Source organism: Brevundimonas sp. (assembly GCF_965227765.1).
Classification (GTDB): Bacteria; Pseudomonadota; Alphaproteobacteria; order Caulobacterales; family Caulobacteraceae; genus Brevundimonas.
This window is the reverse complement of sequence record NZ_OZ245778.1, coordinates 1,944,352-1,967,510: the sequence shown is the minus strand read 5'-3', so window position 1 is coordinate 1,967,510 and position 23,159 is coordinate 1,944,352. Positions and strand designations below refer to the sequence as shown.

The 23,159-nt window shown below is 66.2% G+C and carries 19 protein-coding genes; 12 read left to right on the top strand and 7 right to left on the bottom strand.

Features of this window, described 5'->3' with window-relative positions:
• Positions 1–11: 11 nt before the first annotated feature.
• From ACO05L_RS09485 to ACO05L_RS09455, 7 genes are all read right to left on the bottom strand, one after another.
• The gene (locus tag ACO05L_RS09485; protein WP_421728935.1) at positions 12–1,202 is read right to left on the bottom strand and encodes a hypothetical protein; all 1,191 of its coding nucleotides are present in this window, start codon (positions 1,200–1,202) and stop codon (positions 12–14) included.
• Between the two features lie 220 nt (positions 1,203–1,422).
• Positions 1,423–1,746 (bottom strand): hypothetical protein, encoded by a 324-nt coding sequence (locus ACO05L_RS09480; RefSeq protein ID WP_421728934.1) that lies wholly within the window; start codon positions 1,744–1,746, stop codon positions 1,423–1,425.
• A gap of 53 nt (positions 1,747–1,799) precedes the next feature.
• Positions 1,800–2,456 (bottom strand): hypothetical protein, encoded by a 657-nt coding sequence (locus tag ACO05L_RS09475; RefSeq protein WP_421728933.1) that lies wholly within the window; start codon positions 2,454–2,456, stop codon positions 1,800–1,802.
• Between the two features lie 112 nt (positions 2,457–2,568).
• Positions 2,569–3,123 carry a GNAT family N-acetyltransferase gene (locus tag ACO05L_RS09470; protein WP_421728932.1) on the bottom strand — a complete coding sequence of 185 codons (555 nt, stop codon included), beginning with the start codon at positions 3,121–3,123 and terminating at the stop codon, positions 2,569–2,571.
• Entirely contained in the window at positions 3,120–5,348 is a 2,229-nt protein-coding gene (locus ACO05L_RS09465; RefSeq protein WP_421728931.1) for a S9 family peptidase, read from the bottom strand. Before ACO05L_RS09465 ends, ACO05L_RS09470 begins: the two co-directional genes overlap by 4 nt.
• Positions 5,349–5,443: 95 nt before the next feature.
• Positions 5,444–7,228, bottom strand: coding sequence for an acyl-CoA dehydrogenase (locus tag ACO05L_RS09460; RefSeq protein WP_421728930.1), 1,785 nt, complete (start codon positions 7,226–7,228; stop codon positions 5,444–5,446).
• A 100-nt stretch (positions 7,229–7,328) separates the two neighbouring features.
• The gene (locus ACO05L_RS09455) at positions 7,329–7,805 is read right to left on the bottom strand and encodes a hypothetical protein (RefSeq protein WP_421728929.1); all 477 of its coding nucleotides are present in this window, start codon (positions 7,803–7,805) and stop codon (positions 7,329–7,331) included.
• Between the two features lie 169 nt (positions 7,806–7,974).
• Here ACO05L_RS09455 and ACO05L_RS09450 point away from each other — a divergent pair, with 169 nt between their 5' ends.
• The 12 genes from ACO05L_RS09450 (at position 7,975) to dxr (ending at position 23,150) form a co-directional block, all read left to right on the top strand.
• On the top strand, positions 7,975–8,703 hold the full coding sequence (locus tag ACO05L_RS09450) for a response regulator transcription factor (RefSeq protein WP_421728928.1): 729 nt from the start codon (positions 7,975–7,977) through the stop codon (positions 8,701–8,703).
• 482 nt (positions 8,704–9,185) lie between these two features.
• Positions 9,186–12,662 carry a DNA polymerase III subunit alpha gene (gene dnaE / locus ACO05L_RS09445; protein WP_421728927.1) on the top strand — a complete coding sequence of 1,159 codons (3,477 nt, stop codon included), beginning with the start codon at positions 9,186–9,188 and terminating at the stop codon, positions 12,660–12,662.
• Positions 12,663–12,783: 121 nt separating this feature from the next.
• Positions 12,784–14,220, top strand: a complete 1,437-nt coding sequence (gene dacB / locus ACO05L_RS09440; RefSeq protein WP_421728926.1) for a D-alanyl-D-alanine carboxypeptidase/D-alanyl-D-alanine endopeptidase — start codon at positions 12,784–12,786, stop codon at positions 14,218–14,220.
• A gap of 110 nt (positions 14,221–14,330) precedes the next feature.
• Complete coding sequence (locus ACO05L_RS09435) at positions 14,331–14,927, top strand: DUF4142 domain-containing protein (protein ID WP_421728925.1); 597 nt, start codon at positions 14,331–14,333, stop codon at positions 14,925–14,927.
• Between the two features lie 227 nt (positions 14,928–15,154).
• Positions 15,155–16,063: a 30S ribosomal protein S2 gene (rpsB, locus tag ACO05L_RS09430; RefSeq protein WP_421728924.1), complete on the top strand. Its 909-nt coding sequence runs from the start codon at positions 15,155–15,157 to the stop codon at positions 16,061–16,063.
• A gap of 90 nt (positions 16,064–16,153) precedes the next feature.
• Positions 16,154–17,098 (top strand): translation elongation factor Ts, encoded by a 945-nt coding sequence (gene tsf / locus ACO05L_RS09425; protein WP_421728923.1) that lies wholly within the window; start codon positions 16,154–16,156, stop codon positions 17,096–17,098.
• A 148-nt stretch (positions 17,099–17,246) separates the two neighbouring features.
• Positions 17,247–18,863, top strand: a complete 1,617-nt coding sequence (locus ACO05L_RS09420) for a M20/M25/M40 family metallo-hydrolase (protein ID WP_421728922.1) — start codon at positions 17,247–17,249, stop codon at positions 18,861–18,863.
• A 118-nt stretch (positions 18,864–18,981) separates the two neighbouring features.
• Positions 18,982–19,725, top strand: coding sequence for a UMP kinase (gene pyrH / locus ACO05L_RS09415; RefSeq protein ID WP_421728921.1), 744 nt, complete (start codon positions 18,982–18,984; stop codon positions 19,723–19,725).
• Between the two features lie 27 nt (positions 19,726–19,752).
• Entirely contained in the window at positions 19,753–20,310 is a 558-nt protein-coding gene (frr, locus tag ACO05L_RS09410; RefSeq protein ID WP_421728920.1) for a ribosome recycling factor, read from the top strand.
• A gap of 40 nt (positions 20,311–20,350) precedes the next feature.
• Positions 20,351–21,124: a polyprenyl diphosphate synthase gene (uppS, locus tag ACO05L_RS09405; protein ID WP_421728919.1), complete on the top strand. Its 774-nt coding sequence runs from the start codon at positions 20,351–20,353 to the stop codon at positions 21,122–21,124.
• The gene (locus tag ACO05L_RS09400) at positions 21,124–21,942 is read left to right on the top strand and encodes a phosphatidate cytidylyltransferase (protein ID WP_421728918.1); all 819 of its coding nucleotides are present in this window, start codon (positions 21,124–21,126) and stop codon (positions 21,940–21,942) included. The genes uppS and ACO05L_RS09400 overlap by 1 nt, the downstream gene beginning before the upstream one ends.
• Positions 21,939–23,150, top strand: a complete 1,212-nt coding sequence (gene dxr / locus ACO05L_RS09395) for a 1-deoxy-D-xylulose-5-phosphate reductoisomerase (RefSeq protein WP_421728917.1) — start codon at positions 21,939–21,941, stop codon at positions 23,148–23,150. Before ACO05L_RS09400 ends, dxr begins: the two co-directional genes overlap by 4 nt.
• Positions 23,151–23,159: the final 9 nt, after the last annotated feature.

Below are 23,159 nucleotides of genomic sequence, written 5' to 3'. Positions count from 1 at the left end.
AGCCTGCGCGCTTAGTCGATCTTCAGCCGGATGAAGATCATCGCCCCGTTGGGATCGCTGCCGTACAGGGATTCAAGAGCGCCCGGCACGCGGTTGACGGCATAAAGGCCCCCTAGGCCCAGACGGGTGTTGTCGGCGATCCGCCAGTCGCGAACCACGCCGATCGAAGCCTTTGCGACCGTGTGGAGATCGCCATGGCCACCGCCGACGCCCGGGACCAGTTCATCGGTCTCGATCCGCTCCACGCGGCCGAAGACCGTCCAGCGATCATCGGGACTGACGGCCGTCTCGAAAAGCCAGCCGTCCTTGGACTCGTCATGATCATTGGTCTTTCGCCCCCAGGCCAGGGTCGAGGACCACCAGCCCTCGGTCCCGAACCGGCGGGTATGGATGGCGCTGGCCGAGAGTTTGGTCTCGTCCTCGTCGGGCTCGAGCTGTTCGGGCGCGGTGACATCGGCGTATGAGGCCTGGACCGACCAGGACGGGCTGGGGTTCCACGAGGCGCGCACGGCCCAACTGTCGAACTCGGGTTCCTCGATGTCGTAGCGATCCTGATCCGGTTCGCGGCCCCGGAAGGAAGAAGCCTCCAATTTGAAGGCGTCGTGGACCCAGCCCAGGGTCGCCACGCCGAACACGATATGGGTCGAGTCGAGCCAGTGGTGCGTAATGGGCGCCTCGGGCGAGTCCATCGCGCTCATCCTGTGCATGAAGGCGGGCGGGCCGAAGGCGGGCTCGCCGGGCAATCCGACATAGGCGAAGACGCTGTCGGTGTCGGAAAGCCGCCGCGAGTAGCTGGCTGACAACTCCATGACCAGTTCGTGGGGGTGCTGGCGGTCGACCAGAGGGTTGACGCCGTCGGCGGTTTCCCCGGCGGCCAGCAGCAGGGGATAGCCGTCCTTGCCCATCAGGGGATCGGGACTGAGCATGGCGCGCAGGTTCAGGGTCGAACCATCGGCGAAATCGCGCCGCGCCGCGCCCATGATCATGCCTGAAACGAAGGTCTGTTCGCCTCCGCGCGGCCCTTCCTGCCAGTCATAGGTCAGGTTGATCAGGGCGTGGCTCATGATCGACCAGTCGCCGTTCTGGGTGTGGACCCCGCCGTGTTCGGATAGGTCGGGTTGCCAACTGGTGCCCGACGCGTCGCGGCTCATGGGCCATGGGCCGAGCGCGCTGGTCATGGCGGCGTGATCGGTGGGCGCCATGTTTGCCATGTCATGTCCCGCGTGTGGATCGGACGCCGCCGTCTCAGCGGGCGGCCTGGCGTGATGGGAATGGTCTTGGGCCGCAGCAGCAGACGCAAGACAAAGCAGGGCGGCGCCGGCGCTCAGGCCGACGCGATAGTGGATAGCCAATGAGGCCTCCTTGAACAAAATCATGGTGGGCGCCGGCGTCAGGCCGGCGCGACGATGGTCTCGATCAGGGTCAGGCCTTGGGCGGTCCAGGCTCGGGCGCTGGCGACCGGCCAAGCGGCAGGGTCAGGCGGGCAGGCTGGCCGAGGTCGAGCGAAGGCGCGACGACGCGGCTGGCAGGGGGCTGGATGATCGCCGGCGTGACGCAGGCGATGCAGCAGGCCATGACCATGGCCTTGGCTGGCGTCTTGGGTGCTGGGTTATCGTGTCCTGCCATGGCGCTGACGGATTCGTGACAGGCCATTGGCGTGCGTTCGCTGGCCCATGCGCCGCTGGCGCCGAGCATGAGGACGGCCATGACGGAAAACAGGCCGAGGATGGAGGACAGGCCGCGCACGGTCACACATCTAGGCCGCATCGCAGGATGCGACAACCGGGCGCGACAACAGGTCAGGCGGCGGGCGCCGGATCGCGGCGGTAGTTGAGCCCGATCAACTGGTCGATCACCACCAGGTTGGCGGCGTCCTCATGCGACACGCAGGTCTTGTTGACGTAATAGGCCTTGGCGTCCCGGACGAAGATCCATGTCTTCGACAGGCCAACAGCGGTACGGCCCGCGTCCGGCCAGGTGAACCGGTCGACGATCTGGCGCACGACGGCGCTGCCCTCGACAGTCTGCGCGCTCGTGGTCTCAAGGCCCGGTCGCAGGGTCTTCATTCGCTCCAGTTCGACTGCCGAAAGCCGCAGGGCCAGGGCGTTGGCCTCTGCCTGGGACAGGGCGCGTTCGACGCGGCGGAAGGTGAAGTCGCATACGGAGGGCTCGGGCCGTTCCAGCGTCCAGGTGTCGGCATAGGTGAAGCGGATCACCCCGTCGGCGTCGATGGTCAGGGCGCTGAGGCTGTATTGGGTGCTTTCATCGACGCTGGCCACGCCGTCGTCGATGCTCAGGCCGTTGACGCCGCTGCGGGCGACGCCGCCTTCAGAGGACCAGGCGACGCCCGGTGCGACCAGTGGGACGGGCGTCGTGGGGCGGGTCTGGGAATGGGCCGCCATCGGCGCTACGCAGGCCAGAAGCAGAAGCGAGAAGGGCAGGGTGCGACGGGTCATCGGGCGATCTGGTCGGTTTCGGCGAGGCTGGACAAGGACTTTCCCCTTCGAGATCCGGCGTTAACCGCGCCAGGTCGCCGCCCTGGGGAATCACGACCGCGCGTTGTGGGCCTCAACCCTTCAGCGGCATCCCTGGCCCGTCCGGAGGCTGATCGCCGCCGGCGCCGAGCGCCTTCTGCATGAAGACAACGTCCAGCCAGCGATCGAACTTCCAGCCCACGTCTGTAATCGCGCCCGCCGGTTCGAAGCCGCAGGCGGCGTGCAGCCGCACCGAGCCTTCGTTGGCCGCGTCGCCGATGACGGCCAGGATCTGGCGCACGCCGGCGGCTTCACAACGGGCGACCAGGGCGTCCAGCAGGGCCCGACCGACGCCACGCCCCTGGGCCGAGGCAAGGATGTAGATCGAATCCTCGACCGTATAGCGATAGGCAGAGCGGGTGCGGAACGGCCCGGCGTAGGCATAGCCGACCACGGCGCCATCTATCTCCGCCACCAGCCAGGGCATGCCAACCTCGGCGATGGCGGCCATGCGGCGCGCCATCTCGGCCTCATCGGGCGGAGCCAGCTCGAAGGTGCCCGTGCCGACGAGGACCCCCTCGGCATAGACGGCTGTAATGGCCGTCAGGTCGCCCGCGACGGCGTCACGGACCAGGCAGACTTGGCTCACGCCTTTTCCCAGCCCTTTTCAACGGCCCAGACGGCGAAGGCGTAGTCGTGGGCGATGTCCTTCAGATAGTCGAACCGGCCCGACGACGCGAAATGCCCCGCCGTCATGTTGATCTTCAGCAGGATCGGCTTGCCCGAGGTGGTGGCCGGCCGCAGCTTGGCGACCCACTTTTCCGGCTCCCAGTAGGTGACGCGCGGATCGGACAGGCCGCCGGTCGCCAGCACCGCCGGATAGGCCATCGGCCCCACGTTGTCGTAGGGGCTGTAGCTCATCATGTAGTCGTAGTCCTCGGCCGACTCGATCGGGTTGCCCCACTCGGGCCACTCGGGCGGCGTCAGCGGCAGGGAGGTGTCCGACATGGTGTTGATCAGGTCGACGAAGGGCACGCCGCCGATGATCCCGGCCCACAGGTCGGGCCGCATGTTGGTGATCGCCCCCATCAGCAATCCGCCCGCCGAGCGACCCTCGGCGACGATGTTGCCCGCCGTGGCGTACTTGTTCTCGATCAGGTGTTCGGCGGCGGCGATGAAGTCGGTGAAGGTGTTCTTCTTGGTGTGGCGACGGGCGTCGAGGAACCAGTTCCAGCCCTTGTCCGAGCCGCCGCGAATGTGGGCGATGGCGTAGATGAAGCCGCGATCCACCAGGCTGAAGCGGTTGGTCGAGAAGCTGGCCGGGATCGGATTGCCGTAGGAGCCATAGCCGTACAGCAGCACCGGCGCCGAGCCGTCGACCGGCGTGGTCGCGCGGCGAAGGATGGTCACGGGCACAAGCTGGCCGTCTGGCGCGGGCGCATTCAGCCGCTCGACCACATAGTCGGCGATGTTGTGGCCCGAGGGGACTTCCTGGGTCTTTCTCAGGGTCCGTTCGCGCGTCGCCATATCGTAGTCGAAGGTCTGGCTGGGCGTGGACGGCGAGTTATAGACATAGCGCATCGTCGCGGTGTCGAACTCGGCCGAGCCCGACAGGGCCAGAGCATATGCGGGCTCGTCGACGGCGATCTCGTGCTCTGCGCCCGCGCGGTCGCGCACGATGATCCGGCTGTTGGCGTCGGCGCGTTCCTGGCGGACCAGGAAGTCCTTGAAGACCCCCATCCCCTCGATGAAATGCCCGGCCTGATAGGGGACCAGGTCCTTCCAGTTGGCGGCGGCGGGGGCCTCGGTCGGCGCCTCGACGATGCGGAAGTCCAGGGCCTCGGCATTGGTCCGCAGCACCCAACGGTCGCCCCAGTGATCGGCGTCATACAGTCGGCCGACCACGCGCGGCTCAAGCACCACGGGCGTCGCCGTCGGCGTCGCTGCGGGGATGTAGCGGGTCTCAGAGGTTTCCTGATTGGCGATGTTGATCAACAGGAAACGGTCGTCGGAACTGCGGTGGATACCGATGAACATGCCGTCGTCGGCTTCTTCATAGACCAGGGTCGCCTCGCCGCCGCGCGCCGGGCGGCGGAAGATCTTGTCGGGGCGGCCGTTGTCGTCGCGGTTGGTCCAGAAGATCCACTGGCTGTCTGGCGAGAAGGTGAAGTTGCCGCCGGTGTCGCCGATGACACCAGGCAGGACCTCGCCGGTCGCCAGATCCTTGACGTAGATCTTGTAGACCTCGGAGCCTTGCGCGTCCTCGGCATAGGCGAACAGGCTGTGGTCGGGGCTGGCCGTGGCCTCGCCTACGTCGGAATAGGCCTTGCCCTCGGCCAGCAGGTTGGCGTCCAGCAGCAGTTGCGGGTCGGGCGCGCGGATATAGTTGATGTTGACCGTCTCGCCGGCCTCGTTGACGAACCGGCCTTGGCGGGCGACGCGCATGTAGCGGGGGTGCTGCTCGCCGGTCCGGTATTCGATGAAATACTCGAACGAGCCGGTGGGGATAGGGACGGAGCTGTCGTCCTCCTTGATGCGGCCCTTCATCTCTTCGAACATCGCCGCCTGCATCGGCAGGGTCGAGGCCATGACGGCTTCGCGATAGGCGTTCTCTTGGTTCAGATGGTCGCGGACATCGGCCTTAATGAGGGACGGGTCCTTGAGGACGGCCTGCCAGTTGTCGTCCTTCATCCACTGATAGTCGTCGGTGCGGGTGCGGCCTACCTGAGTGATGGTGACGGGGACCTTCTTGGCGACCGGAGGCGTGGGCAGGCTGGACATCGAAGCTCCGGATGCGTGGGCTTGGGCGAGGCGAGGGGCGCCGACCATGGCGGCGGCGGCAGCAGTCGAGGCGATCAGTTCGCGGCGGTTCATGACGGACTCACGGACGGAAAAGGATAGTCCCGACCATGGGCGCGAGGGCGCTGGCAGGTCAAATCCTCCTTCTTCCGCCCAAGGAAAAGGCCGCCCTATGCCCCCAGCGCGGTCCGTCCCATTTTCTGCAGCAACGCCCCGCCTTGCCCCACGGCCGCGAGGCGGCTCGACGCATGGCCCAAGACGTTGGCGGCATAGACCTCATAGAGGCCGATCTTGCCTTCCAGCCATTCGACGTCGCCGTCGCCCGCATCCAGCTTGGCCTTGGCCGCCAGTGCGCCCTTGGCCAGCATCCAGCCGCCGACCACGTCGCCCAGCAGCTTCAGATAGGCGTCGGCGGCGGCCAGAACGTCGGCGGCGCGATCCTTGTCGGCCTTGGCGTCCAGCAGCCACAGGGTGGCGTCCTCGACCGCTTCGACGGCGCTGACGAACCGCTCGACCGGCTTGCCCGAAAACAGCCGGCCGAGGGCCGTCGCCGTCTCGCGCATCTCGACGATCACGGCCTTGGCCGAGGCGCCGCCGTCCTGGGACAGCTTGCGGCCGACCAGGTCCATGGCCTGGATGCCGTTGGTGCCCTCGTAGATCGGGGTGATGCGGGCGTCGCGATAGTATTGAGCCGCGCCGGTTTCCTCGATGAAGCCCATGCCGCCGTGGATCTGCACGCCCAGGGAGGCGACCTCGCAACCCACGTCGGTGGACCAGGCCTTGGCGATGGGGGTGAACAGGTCCTCGCGGCCCTTCCAGGCGGCTTTCGTCTCGTCCGAACCGGCGTGGCGGGCCATGTCGGCGGCGACGCCGGTCGACAGGCAGATGGCGCGGGCGGCCTCGATCTTGGCCTTGGACACCGCCAGCATGCGGCGCACGTCAGGCAGGTCGAACAGGGGGGCGTTGGCCTCTCCGGTCCAGATCGAGCGGCCCTGCTTGCGTTCCAGCGCATAGGCCAGGGCGTGCTGATAGGCGACCTCGGCGATGCCGACGCCCTGGACGCCGACGGCGACGCGGGCGGCGTTCATCATGACGAACATATGGGCCAGGCCCTGATTGGGCGCGCCCACCAGGGTCGCCGTCGCGCCCTCATAGGACATGACGCAGGTCGGGGAGGCGTGAATGCCCAGCTTGTGCTCGATGCCTACGGGCCGGAAGTCGTTGCGCGCGCCCAGCGAACCGTCGTCCTTGACCTCGTATTTGGACGTTAGGAACAGGCTGATGCCCTTGGGACCGGCCGGAGCGTCGGGCAGGCGGGCCAGCACCATGTGGACGATGTTGGGCGTGGCGTCGTGGTCGCCCCAGGTGATGAAGATCTTCTGGCCGTTCAGGGCATAGGTGCCGTCGCCGTTCGGCGTCGCCGTGGTGGTCAGGGCGCCCAGATCCGTGCCGGCGCCCGGCTCGGTCAGGACCATGGCGCCGGTCCACTCGCCCGAGACCAGCTTGGGCAGATAGACGCGCTTGTGCTCTTCGGTGCCGTGCTGTTCCAGCGCCTCGATGGCCGCCAGCGAGAGCATGGGGCAGAGGGCAAAGGCCATATTGGCGCCCTGGACGGTCTCGTAGGCCGCCAGCTCCAGCGCCTTGGGCAGAGCCTGTCCGCCGGCTTCGGCCGAGGCGGTCAGCCCGGTCCAGCCGCCCTCCGCGAACTGGCGATAGGCCTCGCCGAAGCCCGGCGCGGCGGTCACCGAGCCGTTGGCGTAGGTCGCGCCTTTCAGATCGCCCTGGCGGTTCAGCGGGGCCAGCACGCCGTCGGAGAAGGATCCTGCCGCCTCCAGCACCGCGTTCATCAGGTCCGCGTCGAAGTCGGGAAACGCGCCGGTGGCGGCAAGTTGATCCACGCCCGCGACCTCGGTCAGGCTGAAGGCGATGTCACGAACGGGCGAACGATAGGGCATGGTCGGCGGCTCCGGCGAGGTTTCGCAGTCCTATGACCCGATGCCGCCGCGTCAGGCAATGGGTCAGCGTCCCGGCACAGTCTGAAGGCGGGGCGGCGTCTCAGTCGTGGGATGCGTCCGGGAAACGATCCAGAGAACTGGCGGTAAAATCCAGCGTCAGACCCAGGGCCTGTTCCGTGGCGCGGAGCCTTAGCCACAGGGTGAACAGACGGATTAGCCCGGCGTCGATATCCGGAGCGGACAGTTGTCGTCGTAGCCAATCACGCTCACCCCCGAGCAGCACGGCCTCGTGCAGCTGGGCGCGCAGCCTCGCCTGTCCCGGGATCTTCCAGCGGTCGATAAGGACCAAAAGCGATTCATCGGCCTCCGGCGTCAACTGGCCCAGAAATCGATCGATATCATCGGCTTCTCCCTCCAGCCGGTAGAGCACAGCCCTACGCTCGCGAACGAATATACCGGTGATACCCAAGGCGGATAGCTGTCGAATTCTCAGGGAATTCTGAGCACTCCGCAGGTGCGTTTCTGACAGACCGGCAGAGAGGGCCGTCAGAACCAGCACCGCGTCTAACGATGACATCTTTGGTAACCTCGTACTGTGTACGATGCCTGTCACACGGGCTGGACGATCATCAACTGCGTGGTGCTACGAGGTTTTACCGTGCAGGTTGAGATGTATCCTAAGGTTCCCGGCGCGGTCGGAGGACGGTAGGGAGAGGTGGAGCAAGTTGCTGGGCGTGGATAAGGGTTTGCCGCAAAGCAGGGCGGATTCAGCGGGCAGGTTCGGAGCCAGGAACTCGCTCGCCGCCGCCGGGATCGACGGTCACGGCAGGGAGCGGCCTGCAGACCACGACGTCGACCTGAACGACGCCGAGGCCCTGTCTCCTGCGGACACAAGGACCGAGATCGTGGTGATCGACGACGATCCCTCGGTTCTGGCCATGATCGTGCTCAGTTTTGAGGTCGCGGGTTTTCCCGTGATCGGCTTCCACGATCCGCTCGACGCCCTGATGTGGGCTTCGGAAAGCGAACCCACCTGTATCGTCGTCGATCTCAAGATGCCGGGCGTCGAGGGTCTGGATCTGGTCGCCGCCTTCTGCGCCCTGGCTCGGCACTCGATTATTCTGGTCAGCGCCTATGTGGACGTGATGACAACCGTCGACGCGATGCGACTGGGCGTGGACGATGTGGTGCCCAAGCCCGCGACCCCTGAGGTGCTGATCGCCTCGGCCCGGCGCGGTCTGAAGGTACTGGCCACCGTGCCGCGCACCGATGTGCTGACCTTCACGCGCCGCGAACGCCAGGTCGCCGATCTGGTGGTGGCGGGACGCACGACCAAGCAGATCGCCCAGACCTTGGGCCTCAGCCCCCGCACGATCGAGTTCTTTCGCGCCAGCCTGCTGAAGAAGACACAGTCGCCCAATACGGCCGCCCTGGTGTCGGCCTTGACGCGGATAGGCTTCCTGCCGGGCGGCTGACGCCTATTTCTTGCCGGGTGGCTGGGTAGAGGGCGAGGTCCCCACCGCCACAGCGGGTTTCGGCTTTTCGGCCTTGGGCTTGCGCGTTTCCTTGTTGCTCCGAACCTGCCCCTTGGCCATCGGGATACTCCTGCGCAGACGCTCTCGTCGAAACGGCGGAGCAGGGGGCGCTGCGCTTCCTAGACCCTGTGGACACCAGACGCACGTTCAATCCACAGCCTGTGCTTGACGAGAACAAATCCGCAACATAGAACATTCCAAGAACGCTCAATCTGGGGATAAGGCCATGCCGAGGGTGATGAGAGATATGCTGTCGCTTGCATCGTGCGGCGGGTTTGTCTGGATGGTTTGGCAGGCCGCCCTGCTGGCGACTCAGGTCGCGTAGGCGTAGGCCGCGGTCCTGTCTCTGTCGTTTTGGGAGCAAGGCGACAGGGGTGAACATACCGAGGGCGAAGGCGTGACGATGAAGCCGGAAATGCAGAATGTCTGATCCGGCCCCATTCCAGGCGTCGGGCGACGGGTTCGTCCACCTGCGGGTCCGCTCGGCCTATTCGCTGCTGGAAGGCGCGATCAAGGCCAGCAAGGTCGGTAAGCTGGCGGCCGACGCAGGTATGCCCGCCGTGGCGGTGGCCGACCGGGTCAATCTGTTCGGCGCGCTCGAGTTTTCCGAGGCGGCCAAGGGCGCTGGGGTCCAGCCGCTGATCGCTTGCGCGCTTCCGGTGTCCGGAATCGGCGGCAAGGCCGGTCAGCGCTGGACCAAGGTTCCGACCGTGGTCCTGATCTGCCAGGACGAGGTCGGCTGGCTCAACCTGTGCGCCCTGTCGTCATCCGCCTATCTCGATGCTGGCGACGACGAGCCTCATGTGCCGTGGGAGCGAGTGAGCGCCCACTCAGAAGGTTTGATCCTGTTGTCGGGGGGACCCGATGGACCGGTCGATCCGCTGTTCGTCCAGTCCAAGCCCGCTGAGGCCCGCCTTGCGCTGGACGCCATGGCCGCCGTCTTCGGCGACCGCTTCTACGTCGAATTGCAAAGGCATGGCCTGCCGGCGGAAGGCCAGGCGGAACAGGGGCTGGTCGAATGGGCCTATGACCACGACGCGCCCTTGGTCGCCACCAACGACGTCCACTACGCCAAACAGGCCCAGGCCAAGTCGCACGACGCTCTGCTGTGTATCGCCGACGGCGCCTTCACCGGTCAGGAGGACCGTCGCCGGATCACCGACCAGCATTGGTTCAAGCCGGCTGCGGAGATGCGCAAGCTGTTCGCCGACCTGCCTGAGGCCTGCGACAACACCATCGACATCGCCCGCCGCTGCGCCTTCCTGGTCAAGACCCATCCACCGATCCTGCCGCGTTTCGACACCGGCGACGGCCGCTCCGAGCCCGACGAACTGATGCATCAGGCCCGCGAGGGTCTCAAGGAGCGACTTCGCCAGGTCACGCCTGCGATGCCGGAAGAGGAATACTGGACCCGGCTCGAGTGGGAGGTGGGGATCATCCAGCAGATGGGATTCCCAGGTTACTTCCTGATCGTTGCCGACTTCATCAAGTGGGCCAAGTCGCACGGCATCCCCGTGGGGCCGGGGCGGGGGTCGGGCGCCGGGTCGCTTGTCGCCTGGGCCCTGACCATCACCGACCTGGACCCCTTGCGGTTCGGCCTGCTGTTCGAGCGTTTCCTGAACCCTGAACGGGTTTCCATGCCCGACTTCGACATCGACTTCTGCCAGGAGCGGCGCGAGGAGGTCATCTCCTATGTGCAGCAGCGCTACGGCAAGGACCGGGTGGCGCAGATCATTACATTCGGCACCCTGCAGGCGCGGGCCGTGCTGCGCGACGTGGGCCGGGTGTTGCAGATGCCCCTGGGTCAGGTGGACCGGCTCTGCAAGATGGTGCCGAACAACCCGGCGGCGCCGGTCACCCTGGCCCAGGCCATCGACCTGGAACCCAGGCTGAAAGAGGCCCGCGACGCCGAACGCTCGGTCCAGACCCTGCTGGAAACGGCGCTGGAGCTGGAAGGGCTGTATCGCAACGCCTCGACCCACGCCGCCGGCATCGTCATCGGCGACCGCCCCCTGGTCGAACTGACGCCACTGTATCAGGACCCGCGTTCGGACATTCCGGCGACCCAGTTCAACATGAAATGGGTCGAGCCCGCCGGCCTGGTGAAGTTCGACTTCCTCGGCCTGAAGACCCTGACGGTGCTGGACCGGGCGCACGGCTATCTGAGCCGGCGAGGGGCGGCGCTCGATTTCAACCTACTGCCCCTGGACGACGGCAAGACCTATGAGCTGATGGCCTCGGGCCAGACGGTCGGAGTGTTCCAGCTGGAATCTCAGGGCATGCGCGACACTCTGCGCAAGATGCGCTGTGGCTCCATCGAGGAGATCACCGCCCTGATCTCCCTCTATCGGCCTGGCCCGATGGAGATGATCGACACCTACATCGACCGCAAGTTCGGCCGGGCCGAGGTGGATTACCTGCACCCGTCGCTGAAAGAGGTGCTGACGGAGACCTACGGGGTCATCATCTACCAGGAACAGGTGATGAAGATCGCCCAGATCCTGGCCGGCTACAGCCTCGGCGAGGCCGACCTTCTTCGCCGCGCTATGGGCAAGAAGAAGAAGGAGGAGATGGATTTCCAGAAGGCGCGCTTCATCAAGGGCGCCTCCGAAAAGTCCGTGCCGGAACAGCAGTCGGACGGCATCTTCGAGCTGGTCGCCAAGTTCGCCGGCTATGGCTTCAACAAGTCGCACGCCGCCGCCTATGCGCTGATCAGCTATCAGACGGGCTGGCTGAAGGCGAACCACCCGGTCGAGTTCTTCGCCGCCTCCATGTCGCTGGACCTGTCGAATACCGACAAGCTGGCGGTCTTCTACCAGGACGCCCGCAAGTTCGACGTGCCGGTTCTGGCGCCCGACGTGAACCGATCCTCGGCCGACTTCGACGTCAGCTGGGAAGGCGAGAAGGGCGCCGTCCTCTATGCACTGGGGGCCATCCGCAACGTCGGGCTGGAGGCGATGAAACACCTCGTCGAGGTGCGCGAAACCGGCGGGCGTTTCGTCGACATCTTCGACTTCCTGGAACGTGTCGACCCGCGCGCGGTCAACAAGCGGGCGCTGGAAGGCCTGGCCAAGGCCGGCGCTTTTGACAGTATCCATCCCAACCGGCGCCAACTGCTGGAACAGGCCGATGTTCTGATCGGCTATTGCCAGTCGGTGGCGGCCGAACGCGCCTCGTCGCAGGTCTCTCTGTTCGGCGCGGATCAGGCCAATGCGTCCAGGCCTCGGCTGCGCACCGTCGATCCCTGGATCGGGCCTGAGCAACTTGACCACGAGCTGTCTTCAGTCGGCTTCTATCTTTCCGGCCACCCGCTGGAGGACATGATCCCGGCGCTGAAGCGCAAACGGGTGACCTTCGTCGCCGAGGCTACAGCCCTGGCCGAACAGGGCCATGAAGCCTTCATGATGGCCGGGGTTGTTCGTCGCCGGCAGGAACGCGCCAGCGCCCGGACCGGAGAGAAGTTCGCCTTCGTCAACTTCTCCGATCCCACGGGCGAGTTCGAATGCCTGTTTCCGCCGGAGCAACTGAGGAAATGCCGGGATGTGCTGGAGGTCGGAACCTCGGTTTTAGTCCGTATCCGCGCCAAATCCTCGGACGGAGAGGTACGGTTCTTCGGCGACGATGCGTCCAGGCTGGACACCCTGATCGATGAGTCCACCGCCGGGCTGCGCATCCATGTCTCGGCGCGCGGGACGGACCCAGAGGCGATCCGGTCGCGGCTTGAAAGGTCGCAGTCGGCCAACGGATCGAACGGCAAGGGGGGCGAGATTTCGCTTGTGGCCTCGCTCGACGGCCGCCGCGAGGTGGAGGTGAGACTGCCCGGACGCTACCGATTGGATGCGGCCCTGCGCGGGGCGCTCAAGACGGCGCCGGGCGTGTTGATGCTGGAAGACGCCTGATGCCGGGTCGGGTTCCGTGAGATTGGTCTTGAAGAGTCTGGTGGCGGGTCTGTGCCTGTTGGCGTCAGCCTGCGCGTCACCGGGCCTGTCCAGTCACCGGGCAGCGCCTGTCGTCGGGCAGGTGGCTGCCATACTGAACACGCCGGCACTGGCGGGAACGCGCTGGGGTCTGCTGGCGATGACGGTCTCGGGTGAGACGGTCGCCGAGATTCACCCCGATGATCGCTTCATGCCGGCGTCCAACACGAAGATATTCACCACGGCGACGGCTTTCGCCCGGCTGGACGGGATCGAAGCGCCCGACCTGGGGGATGGGACCTCGGTCAGGCTGGTCATGCCTGTGGAAGGCGGTCTGCCGGATCTGGTGCTGGTCGGCGCCGGCGATCCGGCCCTGGGCGATGGGCCAGACTGTATCGAGACTTGTCTGGTAGCGCTGGCCGATGCGGCGGCGGCTTACCTTAGCCAGACCGGCGATCACATTGGAGCGGTCATCGGTGACGACCGTCTTTACCCCGACGAACGCTGGGGACCGGGCTGGAGTTGGGAGGATATGCAGGAACCCTATGGGGCTGCGGTCTCGGCCCTGACGGTCAACGACAATACCGTTTTGCTGGAAGTCGCGCCCGGTGCTGGCCTGGGAGAGCCTGTGCGGGCGGCGTGGCGGGATGGCGACGACGCCCTGGCCTTAAGCGACGTCCTGACGCTCGAGAACACGGCCCTGACGGTGGCGGACGGCGACACCGACCTGCGGATCGAGCGGCGGCCGGGTGGCAATGTCGCGCGCCTTTACGGCGTGATGGCTGTCGGCGCCGTGCCGACGACGATCCGGATCGGGCTCGATGATCCGGCCGTGGCTGCGGCTGCCCGGTTCCGCCGACTTCTGATGCAGAGGGGCGTGGTGGTCGAGGGTGGAGTCCGCGAGCGCCACCGTCCCCTGACCCTTAGCGATGACGGTCAACCCAGGGCAGGGAGCAGGGCAGGGTCCGAGCCAGTCGAGGCCGATCTTGAGGGTGTAGAGATCGCGCGTCTGCCGCGTCCGCCCCTGCTGGAAACCCTGACCCGGATTTCCAAGGTCAGTCAGAACCTGCAGGCCGAACTGATACTGCGCCGTCTGGGTGGACTGGACGGGACCGGCTCAAGGGCCGCCGGACTGGAACAGGTCGAGGCCGTCTTGGCTGAGGCGGGGGTGGATCGGGCGGCTTTCGATCTGCACGACGGATCGGGGATGTCGGCCTACAACCGCGTCACACCCCGCGCCACGACGACCTTTCTGCTGTGGACGGCCCGCCAGCCCTGGGGCGTTGCCTGGCGCGAGACCCTGCCGGTCGGCGGGCGGGACGGCACCTTGGCGCGGCGGTTCGTGGGCACACCGCTGGAAGGCCGGGTTTTCGCCAAGACCGGCACCTTGAACGGCGTCAACGCCCTGGCCGGGTTCCTGACGGCTGCCAGCGGCCAGACCCTGGTGTTTTCGATCTACGCCAATGACAGGCCTTCGACGGCGGGTTCGGCCGTCGAGGCGATGGACCGTGCTCTGGTGGCGCTGGCAGCCGCGAACTGAGCCCATCCTGCCGGTGTGGAAAGATCTCTAAGCCGTGTCGCCCAGCCGACGGAGGAACGGATGCTCGCCTAGGCGTGTTTCATCCCAGAACTTCCAAAGGAGATCGCTCAATGACACGCATGCTTCTGGCCGGCGCCGCCACCCTTGCCCTTCTGGGCGCCTGTACCCAGGCTGAACAGACCGACGCCAAACAGGATGCGGACGCCGCGGCAACGGCCGTTCAGGACGCCACCTCCGGCGTCGTCGGTCAGACCTCGGCGGGGGTGCTCGGCGCCAATACTGCGGTAGCCTTCGTGCCCGCCCTGGCCATGTCCGACATGTACGAGCTTGAGGCCGCAAAGATTGCGTCTTCGCGTTCGAGCAACGCCGGGGTCAAGGAACTGGCGGCGATGATCACGACCGATCACACCGCTTCGACTGCAAAGCTTAAGGCCGCCGCCCCCGCCGAGGCGCCTGACGTGGCCCTTCCGACGCAGCTGGACGAGCGGCGCAAGGGCTTGCTGGACAATCTGAACTCCGCAACCAATGCCGACTTCGACAAGGTCTGGCTGACCCAGCAAGTCGCCGCCCACAACGAGGCGCTGACGATGCTGAATGGCTATAAGGACAACACCGCGACGCCGCGCCTGGCCGCCCTGGCTGGCGAGATCATCCCCAAGGTCACTGCCCACCGCGACCACGCCCAGCGGATGCTGGACGCGATGTAGGCTTAGGTTGGGCCTGGATTGATTGAGGTCTTGAAGGGCGGCCCCGCAAGGGCCGCCCTTTTCTTCGGCCGCGCTTGCCTTGGCGGCCTTATCCGCCTATATGCCCGCCCACTTCACACGCAGGCGTGGCGCGTTCCGGGGAGACATCCCGATCCGCTCCGTTCCGAGGAAGCCACCTGGCCTCTTTCACCGTCTGCGGCGGAATAATCGGAAAAAGGACTTCCACAATGGCTCTGCCAGAATTCTCCATGCGCACGCTGCTCGAAGCCGGCGCCCACTTTGGTCACCAGACGCACCGCTGGAACCCGAAGATGGACCGCTACATCTTCGGCTCGCGCTCCAACATCCACATCATCGACCTGTCGCAGTCGATCCCGCTGTTCCACCAGGCTCTGGTCGCCGTGCGCGACGTGGCCGCCAAGGGTGGTCGCGTTCTGTTCGTCGGCACCAAGCGCCAGGCTTCGGATCCGGTCGCTGAATCCGCCAAGCGCTGCGCCCAATACTATGTGAACCACCGCTGGCTCGGCGGCACCCTGACCAACTGGCGCACCGTGTCGGGCTCGATCGCTCGCCTGCGCGAGCTGGAAGGCATTCTGGAACGCGGCGGCGAAGGCCGGGTCAAGAAGGAACTGGTCACGCTGACGCGTGAGAAGGACAAGCTGGAGCTGTCGCTGGGCGGCATCAAGGACATGGGCTCGATCCCCGACATCATGTTCGTGATCGACACCAACAAGGAAGCCATCGCGATCCTTGAAGCCCGCAAGCTGAACATCCCGGTCATCGCCATTCTGGACACCAACTCGGATCCGGACGGCATCACCTATCCGATCCCGGGCAACGATGACGCCGCGCGCGCCATCCAGACCTACTGCGACCTGATCGCCGACGCCGTTCTGGACGGTCTGGCCGCCGGCGCCTCGCACTCGGGCGTCGATCTGGGTGCGTCGGAAAACCCCGTCGAGCCCATGCTGGCCGAGGCTTCGGCTCCGATCGCTGCTGATCCGGCTCCGGCTGGCACTGAAGCGGTCGCTGCTGAACTTGAAGCCGCTGCTGAACCGGCCGTCGCCGACGAAGCCGCGCAGGCCGCAACGTCGGAAGCTAACGACGCCGTCGAAACCGAGAAGGCCGCGGTCTAAGCCGCACCCGGCTTTTTCCGACGGTTAAACTTTGCGGCCGGGCTCACCAGAGTCCGGCCGTTACCGCTTACAGATACTCAGGAGACTATAATGGCCGAGATTACAGCCGCCCTCGTGATGGAACTCCGCGCCAAGTCGGGCGTCGGCATGATGGATTGCAAGAAGGCGCTTCAGGAAACCGACGGCGACATCGCTGCGGCAATCGACTGGCTGCGCGCCAAGGGCCTGTCCAAGGCCGCCAAGAAGGCCGACCGCGTCGCCGCCGAGGGCCTGGTCGCCGTCGCCTCGCGCGCTGAAGGCAAGGGCGAAATCGGCGCCGCCATCGAGTTCAACTCGGAAACCGACTTCGTCGCCCGCAACGAGCTGTTCCAGAACGCCGCCAAGTCGTTCGCACAGCACGGTCTGGAGCATGGTTCGGTCGAGGACCTGCACGGCGCCGTTCTGGAAGCCGGCAAGACCGTTCAGGACGAAGTCACCAGCATGATCGCCACCATCGGTGAGAACATGCAGCTGCGTCGCGCGGCCCGTCTGGCGGTGTCGGAAGGCGTCGTCGCCTCCTACGTCCACAACGCCGTCTCGCCAGGCCTGGGCCGTATCGGCGTGCTGGTGGCGCTGGAAGGTGAAGGCGACCAGGCTGCTCTGCGCGAGCTGGGCCGCAAGATCGCCATGCACGTTGCCGCCACCGCGCCTCTGTCGCTGAACACCGACGATCTGGACCCCGCCGCCATCGAGAAGGAACGTCAGGTCCTGACCGAAAAGGCCAAGGAAGAAGGCAAGCCGGAAAACATGATCGCCAAGATCGTCGATGGCCAGATCAACAAGTTCCAGAAGGACGTGGTGCTGACCAAGCAGCCGTTCGTCATGGACCCGGACGTCACCATCGAGCAACTGGTCGCCAACTCGGCCAAGGAACTCGGCTCGTCCAACCTGCACCTGGCTGGCTTCGTGCGCCTGGCCCTGGGTGAAGGCGTCGAGAAGGTCGAAGGCCCCGATTTCGCGTCGGAAGTCGCGTCGATGATGGCGCCGCAAGCCTGATCCACGGATTGTTGCGATGCGACGAGGGCCGGCGAGCGATCGCCGGCCCTTTCGTTTGACCCCTGCGGCTTCAGGGACCTCCGTTTGGGTTTGCACCCCGGCGACCTGTCGCGGCAAATGGCGGGAGTGATTCTTGAAGAGGCTTTCCATGACGCGTCTGTTCGCCGCCGTTTCCGTCGTCGCCCTGCTGGCTGCTGGCCCATTGTCCGCCCAGCCCGTTGACCGGGCCGCCGTCAACGGCATCGTCGATCAAGGGCTGAACCACAGTGAGGTGATGCAGACAGCCGCCTATCTGACGGATCGGATCGGAGGCCGGATGACCAACTCGCCCCAGATGCGCCAGGCCGAACAGTGGACCCAGGAGCGGTTCCGCAGCTGGGGCCTGTCCAATGTCCATGCCGAGGGCTTCGAGTTCGGCCGAGGCTGGTCGGCTGTGCGATCCAGCGCCCGGATGACCGAGCCGCGTGTGATGGACCTGCGCGCCATCCCCATCGCCTGGACGCCGGGCACCAATGGCGTGATCTCGGGCCCCATCGTGGTCGCCCCCATCACCGCAGCCGCCCAATTCGACGCCTGGAAGGGCAAGCTGCGTGGCAAGATCGTCCTGATCACCCAGCCCGACAACGGCGGTGAGCCGACCGAGCCGGCGTTCAAGCGACTGACGGACGAGGATCTGGCTGATCCCGCCACCTTCGTTCAGCCCCGCAACGACCCGGCTGCCGCCGAAAAGGCCGCACTGTCCGGCCGCGCCCAATTCGCCGGGCGTCTGGACGCCTTCCTGGTCGAGGAAGGCGCATTGGCCATGGTGCGGATGAGCCAGCGCGAGGGCGGGCTGCTGCATGGCACGGGCTACACCTATCAGGTCGGCGCTACGCCCCTGACGCCGGGCATCGAACTGGCGGCCGAGGATTATCGCCGCCTGGCGCGTCTGGCCCTGACCGAGGCCCCGCCAACGCTGGAGCTGATGAGCGAGGTCCAGTTCCACGACGAGGACACCCGCGCCTATAACATCATCGCCGATATTCCGGGCTCCAGCCGGTCTGGTGAGTATGTGATGGCCGGCGCCCATCTGGACAGTTGGGCCGCATCCGACGGCGCTGTCGACAATGCTGCGGGGTCTGCTGTCATCATGGAGGCAGCCCGCATCCTGAAGACCATGGGCGTGCGTCCCAAGCGGACCATCCGTTTCGCCCTGTGGAGCGGTGAGGAGCAGGGCATCCTGGGGTCGCTGGCCTATGTCGACCAGCACCTGGCCACCCGTGCGCCGTCCAGCGATCCCGCGCTGGCCGCCCTTCCGAACAACCAGACCTGGCGCGCCCGCTGGCCGATCGAGCCGCGCGCGGGCTATCGCGATCTGGTGGCCTATTTCAATCTGGACAACGGTTCGGGCAAGATCCGCGGCATCAACGCCGAGGGCAATATCGCGGCCGCCCCTATCTTCCAGCAGTGGCTGGAGCCATTCGAGAGCATGGGTGTCTCGACCGTGTCGATGCGAAACGCAGGCGGCACCGACCACGTCTATATGCAGTCGGTGGGCATTCCCGGTTACCAGTTCATTCAGGACCCGCTGGACTACAGCAGCCGCCTGCATCACACCTCGATCGATTCCTACGATCACCTGAGGGCCGATGACCTGCGACAAGCCGCCGTGGTGCTGGCCAGTGTGCTGTTGAGCGCCGCCAACAGCGACGAACCCTTGCCGCGTATGCCGATGCCGACGCGGCCGACCCCCAGCGATCCGTTCAGCTACCCGACCCCGAACTAGGCAGGCAGGGCGTCAGCGGGGCATAATGTCCCGCTGACGCTTAAATTTTTCGGACTTTTGAAGCCCGGCCCAAGCTTCGGCTATAAGAACCCGCCCGATTCCGCCTATTGAGATCCTCATGTCCGACGCTTCCTCCTCGTCCCGTTACAAACGCGTCCTGCTGAAGGTCTCGGGCGAGGTCCTGATGGGCGATCAGGGCTATGGTATCGACATGGCGACCGTCGACGGCGTTGCGGCCGCCATCAAGCGCGTCGTCGAGAGCGGCACCGAGATCTGCCTGGTCATCGGCGGCGGCAATATCTTCCGCGGCCTGTCCAAGGCCGCCGCCGACATGGAACGCGCCAGCGCCGACTATATGGGCATGCTGGCCACGGTCATGAACGCCCTGGCCATGCAGAACGCGCTTGAGAAGATCGGCGTGCAGACGCGGGTGCAGAGCGCCATTCCGATGGCCGCCGTCGCAGAGCCCTATATCCGCCGTCGCGCCGTCCGCCATATGGAGAAGGGCCGTGTGGTCATCTTCGCCGCCGGCACAGGCAACCCCTATTTCACGACCGATACGGCAGCGGCGCTGCGGGCGGCCGAGATGAACTGCGACGCTCTGTTGAAGGGCACGTCCGTGGACGGCGTCTATTCGGCCGACCCCAAGAAGGACAAGTCGGCGACGCGGTACGATCACCTTACCTATCAGGACGTTCTGGCGCAGAACCTGAAGGTCATGGACGCAGCCGCAATCGCCCTGATGCGCGAAAGCGGCATCCCGATCGTGGTCTTCTCGATCCGCGAAGAGGATTCGCTGCGCAAGACCCTGAGCGGCGAGGGGACCTTCACGGTCATCAGCGACCCCACCGCCGCCGAATAGACGACAAGAGACCTGCAGGAGAACCCCATGGCCAAGCCCGATCTGAACACCTATCGCGACCGGATGGACAAGGCCGTCTCTTCGCTCAAGGAAGAATTTTCCGGCCTGCGCACCGGCCGGGCCAATGCCGGCCTGCTGGATCCCGTGCAGGTGATGGCCTACGGCTCGAACTCGCCTCTCAACGCCGTGGCCGCCATCAGCGTGCCCGAGCCGCGCATGATCTCGGTCAATGTCTGGGACAAGACCATGGTCGGTCCCGTCGAAAAGGCTATCCGCGCCGCGGGACTGGGCCTGAACCCCATCGTGGATGGCTTGACCCTGCGGATACCCGTCCCGCCCCTGACCGAAGAGCGCCGCAAGGACCTGGCCAAGCTGGCCGCCAAATACGCCGAACAGCAGAAAATCTCCGTCCGCAACGTCCGTCGTGACGCCAACGACGACCTGAAGAAGGCCGAGAAGGCCGGCGACATCAGCCAGGACGACCAGAAGAAGATGGAGGCCGAGGTCCAGAAGGACACGGATGCGGCCATCAAGCGTATCGACGAGACCTTGAAGACCAAGGAAGTTGAGATCATGCAGGTCTGACACCAGACCTCGCCCCCGACTTCTCCAGGACACCAGACCAATGACGGCTGCCACCGCCGATCTGTCCGGGACCGCCTCAGGTCCCAGGCACGTCGCGCTCATCATGGACGGGAACGGACGCTGGGCTCAGGCTCGGGGGCTTCCGCGCGCCATGGGCCATCGCGAAGGCGTCCAGGCGCTGAAGCGCACGGTGCAGGCCGCGCCGTCGCTGGGAATTCGGTGTCTGACGGTGTTCGGCTTTTCCACCGAGAACTGGAGCCGGCCGGCCGAAGAGGTCGCCGACCTGATGGGTCTGGTTCGGACCTATGTCACCAGCGACCTGAACCGCCTCGCGCGCGAGGGCGTACGGGTGAAGGTTCTGGGCCGCCGCGGCGGCCTGCCTGACGGCATCGCCGCCATCATTTCCAAGGCCGAGGCCGAGACGGCCCACAACGATCGTTTCCTGCTTCAGGTGGCCTTCAACTATGGCGGTCGGGCCGATCTGGTCGACGCCGCTCAGCGCCATGTCGAACGCGTCCTGGCCGGCGAGAACGTCGGCCCCCTGAACGAGGACACCCTGGCCTCCGGTTTGGCGTCCGCAGGGGCCCCGCCGGTCGATCTGATCGTGCGGACCTCGGGCGAGCAGCGGCTGTCGAACTTTCTGTTGTGGGAAGCCGCCTATGCCGAGCTGGTGTTCCAGGACGTGCTCTGGCCCGACTATGGCCACGCCGCCCTGGCTGACGCCGTGCGCCAGTACGCCCACCGGGATCGCCGCTACGGCGCCGTGAGTTCCGCAGCTGCGGCTAATCTCATGCCTGCGCGCGCGGCCGGCTGATGGCGTTCAAGGCGCGGGACATCGGTCTGAGGGCGGCGTCGGCCTTCGTGCTGGCGCCCGCAGCCGTATTGGCGACCTGGGCTGGGGGATACTGGTTCCTGGCCCTGGTCCTGGCCGCTTCCGTCCTGCTGGCCATGGAATGGGCCAAGATGAGCGCGCCCCAGGCGTCGCGGATGATGGCCTGGGCCGTTGGCGTGGCTCTGGTCGCCGCGGCTGTGGTGACCCATGTCGGCCAGTTCTCGCTGGGGCTGGTGCTGCTGGTCGTGGGGGCAGGGGCGTCCGGTCTGTTTGCTCGGTCGCGAGGCCAACTTGCGCTGAACGCGGCCTATGGCGTGCTCTATCTTGGCTGGCCCATCGTCCTGTTGATCTGGCTCCGTGACAATGACAGCCGCATCGGCCTGCACTGGACGGTGCTGGTCTTCGCCGTGGCCTGGTCGGCGGACATCCTGGCATATCTGGTCGGCAGCCTGCTGGGCGGACCCAAGCTGTGGCCGCGTTTTTCGCCCAACAAGACCTGGTCGGGCTTCATCGGCGGACTGGCGGCGGGGATGATCGCCGGCGGGGCGATGGCGGCCTGGCTCGAGATGGGCCGGCTGAATGTCTTCTGGGGCGCGGCGCTCGGTTTGCTGGCGGCGCTTGCGACCATGGGCGGCGACCTGTGGGAATCCGCTCTCAAACGGCGTTTTGGCGTCAAGGATGCGGGCGACCTGATCCCCGGCCACGGCGGCCTGCTGGACCGTGTCGACGGGCTGATGTTCGCCGTCGTGGCGGTCGCCGCAGGGCGCTGGCTGGTGCTGCTGCTGGAAGCCCAGGTTTGAGCGGGTCTTCGCCCCTGCGGCGCAAGCTAAGCGTTCTCGGCTCGACCGGCTCGGTCGGTTGCTCGACGCTGGACCTGATGGATCAGGCCGAAAAGGCCGGGACCGGCGCGTTCGAAGTCGAGGCCCTGACGGGTGGCCGCAATGTGGCCCGGCTGGCCGAGCAGGCACGGCGGTGGAAGCCCCGGGTCGCCGTCATCGCCGAACCTGGCCTGCTGAACGATCTGCGCGAGGCCCTGTCGGGTACGGGAATCGAGGTCGCGGCGGGCGATGCGGCCGTAGTCGAGGCCGCAACGCGTCCGACCGAACTGGTGATGGCCGCCATCGTCGGCGCCGCCGGCTTGCGCTCGACCTGGGCGGCTGCCGGAACCGGCGCGACCCTGGCCCTGGCCAACAAGGAAAGTCTGGTCTGCTGCGGTCCGCGCCTGATCGCGCGCGTGGCGGCGGCCAAGGGACGGTTGATCCCGGTCGATTCCGAGCATTCCGCCATCTTCCAGGTCTTTCCGGCCGATGCGCCCGAGCGGGTCGCGCGGCTGATCCTGACGGCTTCAGGCGGGCCCTTCCGCAAGACGTCGCTGGCCGACATGGCGCGGATGACGCCCGAACAGGCCGTGGCTCACCCGCGCTGGAGCATGGGCGCCAAGATTTCCGTCGACAGCGCCACCCTGGCCAACAAGGGGCTGGAGACCATCGAGGCGGCCTATCTGTTCGATATGCCCGCCGAAAAGATCGCCGTGGTGGTCCATCCCGAGTCGATCATCCATTCCATGGTCGAATACGTCGACGGCTCGACCCTGGCCCAGATGGGGCCGCCGGATATGCGCACGCCGATCGCCTGCGCCCTGTCGTGGCCTGACCGGCTGAGCTGGCCCGCCCCCCGGCTGGACCTGGCGGCCCTGGGCGCCTTGACGTTCGAAGCCCCCGATTTCGAGCGCTTCCCGGCCCTGAATCTGGCCCGGCAGGCGTTGATCGCGGGCGGCGACGCCCCGACCGTGTTCAACGCCGCCAACGAGGTCGGCGCCTATGCCTTCCTTGACCGCCGTCTGGGCTTTCTCAATATTGCCGCAGTCGTCGCCGAAACCCTTGAACGGGCGATGGCCGAGGGGGTGATGTCCGGTTCCGACGATGCGTGTGAGGCGGCCCTGGCCGTGGATGCACGGGCTCGCCGGATCGCGGGGACCATCGTCGCGCAACGCGCCTTTGCGGCCTGAGACGAGACG

Coding starts and splice junctions, on each gene's coding strand:
- ACO05L_RS09485 (WP_421728935.1), bottom strand. CDS start 1,202: ATGGCGCCCACCGATCACGCCGCCATGACCAGCGCGCTCGGCCCATGG.
- ACO05L_RS09465 (WP_421728931.1), bottom strand. CDS start 5,348: ATGAACCGCCGCGAACTGATCGCCTCGACTGCTGCCGCCGCCGCCATG.
- tsf (WP_421728923.1), top strand. CDS start 16,154: ATGGCCGAGATTACAGCCGCCCTCGTGATGGAACTCCGCGCCAAGTCG.
- ACO05L_RS09460 (WP_421728930.1), bottom strand. CDS start 7,228: ATGCCCTATCGTTCGCCCGTTCGTGACATCGCCTTCAGCCTGACCGAG.
- ACO05L_RS09475 (WP_421728933.1), bottom strand. CDS start 2,456: ATGACCCGTCGCACCCTGCCCTTCTCGCTTCTGCTTCTGGCCTGCGTA.
- ACO05L_RS09455 (WP_421728929.1), bottom strand. CDS start 7,805: ATGTCATCGTTAGACGCGGTGCTGGTTCTGACGGCCCTCTCTGCCGGT.
- uppS (WP_421728919.1), top strand. CDS start 20,351: ATGACGGCTGCCACCGCCGATCTGTCCGGGACCGCCTCAGGTCCCAGG.
- frr (WP_421728920.1), top strand. CDS start 19,753: ATGGCCAAGCCCGATCTGAACACCTATCGCGACCGGATGGACAAGGCC.
- ACO05L_RS09400 (WP_421728918.1), top strand. CDS start 21,124: ATGGCGTTCAAGGCGCGGGACATCGGTCTGAGGGCGGCGTCGGCCTTC.
- rpsB (WP_421728924.1), top strand. CDS start 15,155: ATGGCTCTGCCAGAATTCTCCATGCGCACGCTGCTCGAAGCCGGCGCC.
- ACO05L_RS09435 (WP_421728925.1), top strand. CDS start 14,331: ATGACACGCATGCTTCTGGCCGGCGCCGCCACCCTTGCCCTTCTGGGC.
- ACO05L_RS09420 (WP_421728922.1), top strand. CDS start 17,247: ATGACGCGTCTGTTCGCCGCCGTTTCCGTCGTCGCCCTGCTGGCTGCT.
- dnaE (WP_421728927.1), top strand. CDS start 9,186: ATGTCTGATCCGGCCCCATTCCAGGCGTCGGGCGACGGGTTCGTCCAC.
- pyrH (WP_421728921.1), top strand. CDS start 18,982: ATGTCCGACGCTTCCTCCTCGTCCCGTTACAAACGCGTCCTGCTGAAG.